The sequence below is a fragment of the Vibrio sp. D420a genome (genome assembly GCF_030248625.1).
Classification (GTDB): Bacteria; Pseudomonadota; Gammaproteobacteria; order Enterobacterales; family Vibrionaceae; genus Vibrio; species Vibrio fortis_A.
The window spans coordinates 50877-56879 of sequence record NZ_JAHGAN010000018.1; the positions used below are offsets into that span (position 1 = coordinate 50877).

The window sequence follows — 6003 nt, forward strand, 5'->3', positions numbered from 1 at the left end:
CCGCGTGGCTCGTTTTTTTTGATTTGAAGAACCGATCGTTAAGGTCGGTTCTTTTGTATCTATTGTTTCTATTTAGCTTTGCGCTCTAAGAACACACCAGCTTCCATGTGGTGGGTGTATGGGAACTGATCGAACAGGGCAAAACGCGTGATGTTGTGAGTTTCGCTCAGAATGTCTAAGTTCTCTTTTAATGTGTCTGGGTTACAAGAGATGTACATGATGCGTTCATAGCCTTGTACCATTTTACACGTATCAACATCCATACCTGATCGCGGAGGATCAACAAAGATCGTGTTGCAGTTGTAGCTCTTTAGGTCGACATTAGCTTGTTTTAGACGACGGAACTCGCGCTTACCTTCCATTGCTTCAGTAAAATCCTCAGCCGACATACGAATTATCTGAACGTTGTCGATGTTGTTTGCTGCAATATTGTATTGCGCAGAGTCTACCGATGGCTTAGCCAGCTCAGTTGCGAGTACTCGTTCGAAGTTTTGTGCCAGCGCTAAAGAGAAGTTGCCGTTACCACAGTACAGCTCAAGCAGGTCACCTTTACTTTCTTGAGTACAGTCTACCGCCCACTCCAGCATTTTTTCCGCAATCTTACCGTTAGGCTGTGTGAAGCTATTCTCTACTTGTTGGTAAATGTAGCTGTCGCCATTCACGTTAAGCTTTTCAATTACGTAGTCTTGGTCTAGCACAATCTTCATCTTACGTGCACGGCCAATTAGGTTTAGGTTGAAACCTTCGTCATTAAGTTGCTGCTTAAGTGCTTTTGCGTTTTCAATCCACTCTTCATCAAGTTGACGGTGGTATAGAAGCGATACAAGTACTTCACCACTTAGGGTTGAAAGGAAGTCGACTTGGAACAGTTTGTGACGCAGGGACGGGTTACCCTTCATTGCTTCCATTAGTAGTGGCATTAGGTCATTGATAAGACGGCTTGCTGCTGGAAACTGATCAACGCGGTATTTCTCTTTGGTTTCTTGATTGAACATCACATAGTACATGTCATCACCCTCATGCCACACGCGGAATTCTGCACGCATGCGGTAGTGCTGTTCTGGTGACTCATACACTTCTAAATCAGGCACATTGTATTGTGAGAACATCTCAGTCAGACGCTCGGTCTTTTCTGCCAGTTGTTCTTGGTAGCGTTGCGGGTTTACATCTAAAGTCGCCATTGTTATGCCTTTTGCTGTGGTGCGTTCAAATCAAGAGCGCAGATTTTATTCAATCACAGCCTCTTGTCCAGTGTTGAGAGCCATTACCTGTAAATTGGCAATGAAAACTATAGCTTATAACTATCTTAGACTAGACAAATTATCCATAGGACAATAGTATCCTTCACAAGCTGGTGCCATTTAGATGTATAGATGGCTGAAAAGGGAATCTGGTGTAAATCCAGAACTGACGCGCAGCGGTAAAAGAGAACGAGTATTCACCAAGACACTGCATATAGGATTATGTGGGAAGTCGAATATTAGGTAACCACTAGGTTGAGCTCTTGAGTCCGAATACCTGCCAGCAGCTAAGTCACAATATTTGGCTTGGTAGGAATTTACGCGATTTAGGATCATAATATGAACAAGTCCCTTTTAGCGATAGCTGTAGCGTCGCTGCTTTCACCTATCTCCAATTTACACGCCCAAGAAGCCTCTGCCGATGAAACCATGGTGGTGACGGCGAACCGTTTTGAGCAGTCTGCAGCTTCAACGCTAGCCGATGTCGAAGTGGTAACTCGTCAAGATTTTCAGAGAACACAAGCTAAAACAATTCCTGATGTACTACGTCGACTGACTGGGATTCAAATAACGCAAAATGGCGGTAGAGGTCAGCTAGCTTCTATATTTGTTCGTGGTACAAGCTCTGATCAGGTGCTGGTTTTAGTCGATGGGGTTCGATTTGCTAGAGCAGCAAAAGGGGCGGTTGACTTCAACCAAATTCCTTTAAGTTACGTTCAACGTATCGAGTATGTTCGAGGTGCTCGAGCGTCTCTATATGGTTCGGAAGCAATCGGTGGTGTAATTAACATCATTACTATTGCACGTGCTACGGAAGAATCAACAACGTTGAGTGCGGGCTTGGGTAGCTTAGATTACCAAGAGTTGAGTTTAGCATCAGGTGTTGCAACATCTGAAAATGGCCAGCTAAATCTAGCAATTAGCCATGAAAGTGATGAAGGATACAACGTTAAACCTGTTCTTGGTGTTAATGATGGTGACCGACATGGTTTTGAAACATTAAATGGCTTGATCGGTTATACCCACGACTTAAATGAGCAGTTCAGCGTTTTTGGAAATGTTCGCGCTTACGAAAACATCTATCAGTATGACAACACATTCAGTGGAACACGTAGTTACATGGAGTCTGAAAAGGACGACTTATCAGTATCTATTGGTGGTGCTTACCAAGGAACTAAGCTGCGTTCAGAAGTGCAAGCTACTGTTCAAAGCCAAGACTCATGGAATTACGAGTATGGAAAAAGCAAAACGTCAGGCACCCAAGATGAACTTGAACAAACTAATGTTCAATGGATTAACAGTTATCAACTAAACAAAAATGTGGTTCTTGCTGGTGGCGCAGATTGGCGTGATGAATCTTACGTTGATAAGAATGCGAACAAAACTTTCGACCGTTCTAACTTAGCTTTATTTGGCTTGTCTTCAGTAACTTTAGAGTCAGCAACTCTAGAAGCTAGTGCTAGGGTTGATGATAATGAAGAGTTTGGAACTGAGACTACCTACAACCTAGGTGCTGGTTATCAGTTTATTCCTGAGTTTGGTATTAAAACATCTTATGGTACCGCGTTTAAAGCGCCGAACCTTTACCAACAGTATGACCCTTCATACGGAACTCAAGATCTTAAGCCTGAAGAATCTGATGCGATTGAGCTAGGTTTCTATGGGGTAGTGAAGGACGTATATTGGACATTGACGGGATATGATTACAAGATAACGAACCTAATTGACTATCATCCAACAACTTACAAGTATATTAACGTTGATGGCGAGACTCACATTCAAGGTATCGAACTTACTGCTGAGTTTGACACAGGTATAATTCAACACCAATTGAGTGCGGATTATAAAGATGCCGAGGGTGATGATGGTAAACAATTACAACGTAGAGCAAAAGAGTTATACAAGTGGAATGCGCTTGTAGCCTTCGATGTTGTTGATTGGTCGATAAGCTATCAATATGTTGGAAAACGACCTGATGTTAATTATGGAACATGGCCTTACAGTGATGTAACTCTACCGTCTTACTCATTGATTGATACAGCCGTTAGCTATTATGCAAATGAGAATACAACAATCAGTGCTCGTGTAGATAACTTATTCAATGAAGAGTATGAAACTGCTCTAGGTTACCCAGCAGCTGAAAGAGCGTATTACCTTAACTTGGCATACCAATTCTAATTACCTAAACCGCCTTCGGGCGGTTTTTTCTTATCGATAGATATCCAATATGAAAAAGAAAGTCATCATCAGTTGGTCTTCTGGTAAAGACTCTACGTTAACTCTCGAACGCCTACTGGAGAGTCCGGACTATGAAGTAGTTGGCCTATACACAACTTATGTCGGCGACGAGGTCCCTTTTCAAGCAACCCCAAGAGAAGTTGTCGCAATGCAGGCGGAACTGCTCGGTTTGCCTATCATCATGATTGAGCTGCCGGAAGTGTTCCCATCAAACGAGATTTATCAGAGAACCATTGTCAATGCACTGAAGCAATCGAGTTTAGCCATTGATGCGGTCGCATTTGGCGACATGTTCTGTAATGGCATTGCTGACTATCGTCGAAGCTATATTGAACCTGCTGGCTGGGAGTGTGTATTCCCACTGCTTGGAGAAGAGAGCAGTAAACTGGCCGATGAGATAATAGAGAGAGGCATCGAAACCTTCTTAGTGACTATCGATACTGATGCTTTGTCAGCCGAGTATTGTGGGCAAGTTTATACAAAATCGTTGGTAGAGAACCTGCCCAACGGTGTTGACCCTTGCGGAGAGGATGGAGAGTTCCACACATTAGTAACTAAAGCACCGTCATTTGATGGGGCAATAAAGGTTTCGTTGCTTGAAGTCGATAGAGGAGAACGTTTCGTTCATCAACGTTACTTGGCTAACATAAGCCGTGACTAAGTTGGCGAATAATAAGTGAAGGGGTATGATTGCTGCGAACTTTCTTATAGGTAGATGCAGTGTTGGGCGAGCAACAAAAAAACATACTGGTATTTGATTCGGGAGTCGGAGGCTTATCTGTCTATAAAGAGATAAACAAACTACTACCGAACCATAACTATATCTATGCTTTCGATAATGAAGCCTATCCCTATGGTGAATTGGAACAGCAGGTACTGATAGATCGAGTTGAGCAGATTGTCGCTAGTTTTATTCGAAGCCACTCTATCGATATCGTGGTGATTGCATGTAATACCGCAAGCACCATCGTTCTTCCAACCTTGCGTGCTATTAATACGATTCCAATTGTTGGTGTCGTTCCGGCGATCAAGCCTGCATCTCTTATGGCAAACAAAGCGGTTGGTCTGATTGCCACGCCTGCAACGATTACTCGTCAATATACTCATGATCTGATCAAAAGCTTTTCTAGTGATAAGCACGTTGAACTATTGGGTTCGACAAAGCTGGTGGATATGGCAGAAGAGAAATTACGTGGGGAGCTCGTTAACCTCGAAGAGTTAGCTCAAATTCTCAGTCCAATGATGAATCTTGTAGATGTCGCTGTATTAGGGTGTACGCATTTCCCATTAATAAAAGAAGAGATCCAGAGCGTAATGGGAGCGGATGTCATGCTAGTGGACTCAGGCAATGCAATCGCCAAACGTGTCCAAAGCCTATTAGCAGTCGAAAGTGAAGATAAAGTGGTGGGAATAAGAGAGGTATATTGTAGTGCACCTCTAAGAAAAGAAAGTGCACTCAATAGAACATTAAAAGAAATGGGTTTTATGCCTGTTCAGATCCGTCCGCTTCAGGGTGCTTAGGGTCATTTGCGATACGTACCTTCAATGTACGCTGCATATAGTCTTTATCATTTAAGCTAGCAATGGCGTTATTGACATCGTTGCTAGCCATCACCACGAAACCAAATCCTCTTCTTTTACCAGTGCGCTTATCTTTCATTAGTCTTACGGCAAATACTTCACCGTGTTCAGAGAAAAGTTCGCGAACATGTGATTCGTTGGCTTTGTATGGAAGGTTACCCACGTATAGGGTTTGAGTTGAAGCTTTAGGTTCTGAATCTGATTTTGTGTCTGAGCCTGAAAGGTTAAGAATAAAAGCTGAAGCCAAGACACCGAGAACGAAAGTAATTGCAGGCGATATATCAACCTGTGAAAACACAATGCCGCCTAATACAGCCAGTGCGACAATTAACAACATCGATTTTTTTGAATTCATATCGGATTACTACATATTAATAAACGAAATAGACGCATCTACTATTAACAAAATAGACACATGAATCTTACGTTCATGGTTTGTATTTTTCCAATGTATTGCTGTGATGCGTCTCAAATGTTTAGTTTTTATTCAAAATAAGCGCTTTTGATGGCTTTTTAGTCGAACGAAATTTTTATTTAAAAAAGCCCTTGCGCTCCATTCGAATCTCTCTATAATGCCGCCTCACCGACACGGAGTGAGACGAAAGTCACACACTGAAATCGGTAGAGAAAAAAGAGTTTGAAAATAACCCTTGACTCTCAAAACGGTGCGAGTATAGTACGCACCCCTAGCGATTGAGATATAAATCACAAAACGCTAGAAGCTCTTTAAAAATTAGAACCTATCAATCTGTGTGGGCACTCGTTGATGAATATCAAAATAGAAACTTCGGTTTCAACTTGATTTCAATGAACTGAGTGACCAATTCGAATCGTAAGATTCGGCACAGTCAATTCAACATTACTATGTAATGTAATCAGTATTCATTGAGTCGACAAAATCTTAAATTGAAGAGTTTGATCATGGCTCAGATTGAACGCTGGC

5 protein-coding genes and 1 riboswitch are annotated in these 6003 nt (G+C 42.2%); of the genes, 3 read left to right on the plus strand and 2 right to left on the minus strand.

The annotated features are described in order from the left end of the window. Positions 1-68: 68 nt before the first annotated feature. The gene (trmA, locus tag KI743_RS13690) at positions 69-1181 is read right to left on the minus strand and encodes a tRNA (uridine(54)-C5)-methyltransferase TrmA (protein WP_285466834.1); all 1113 of its coding nucleotides are present in this window, start codon (positions 1179-1181) and stop codon (positions 69-71) included. A gap of 154 nt (positions 1182-1335) precedes the next feature. Further along, a riboswitch (cobalamin riboswitch) is annotated at positions 1336-1541 on the plus strand. Positions 1542-1580: 39 nt separating this feature from the next. Between trmA and btuB the strand changes: the two genes are divergently transcribed. From btuB to murI, 3 genes are read left to right on the plus strand one after another with little or no spacing between them, the layout of a single operon-like run. Then, a complete protein-coding gene (btuB, locus tag KI743_RS13695) occupies positions 1581-3419 on the plus strand; it encodes a TonB-dependent vitamin B12 receptor (RefSeq protein WP_285466836.1) in 1839 nt (612 codons plus the stop codon). 49 nt (positions 3420-3468) lie between these two features. Continuing rightward, positions 3469-4140 (plus strand): adenine nucleotide alpha hydrolase, encoded by a 672-nt coding sequence (locus KI743_RS13700; protein ID WP_285466838.1) that lies wholly within the window; start codon positions 3469-3471, stop codon positions 4138-4140. A 59-nt stretch (positions 4141-4199) separates the two neighbouring features. Beyond that, a complete protein-coding gene (murI, locus tag KI743_RS13705) occupies positions 4200-5000 on the plus strand; it encodes a glutamate racemase (protein WP_285466840.1) in 801 nt (266 codons plus the stop codon). Here the strand turns inward: murI and KI743_RS13710 are convergent. After that, positions 4963-5415, minus strand: a complete 453-nt coding sequence (locus tag KI743_RS13710; RefSeq protein WP_032553404.1) for an RNA-binding protein — start codon at positions 5413-5415, stop codon at positions 4963-4965. The two genes, murI and KI743_RS13710, sit on opposite strands and share 38 nt — an antisense overlap. Between the last annotated feature and the right edge of the window lie 588 nt (positions 5416-6003).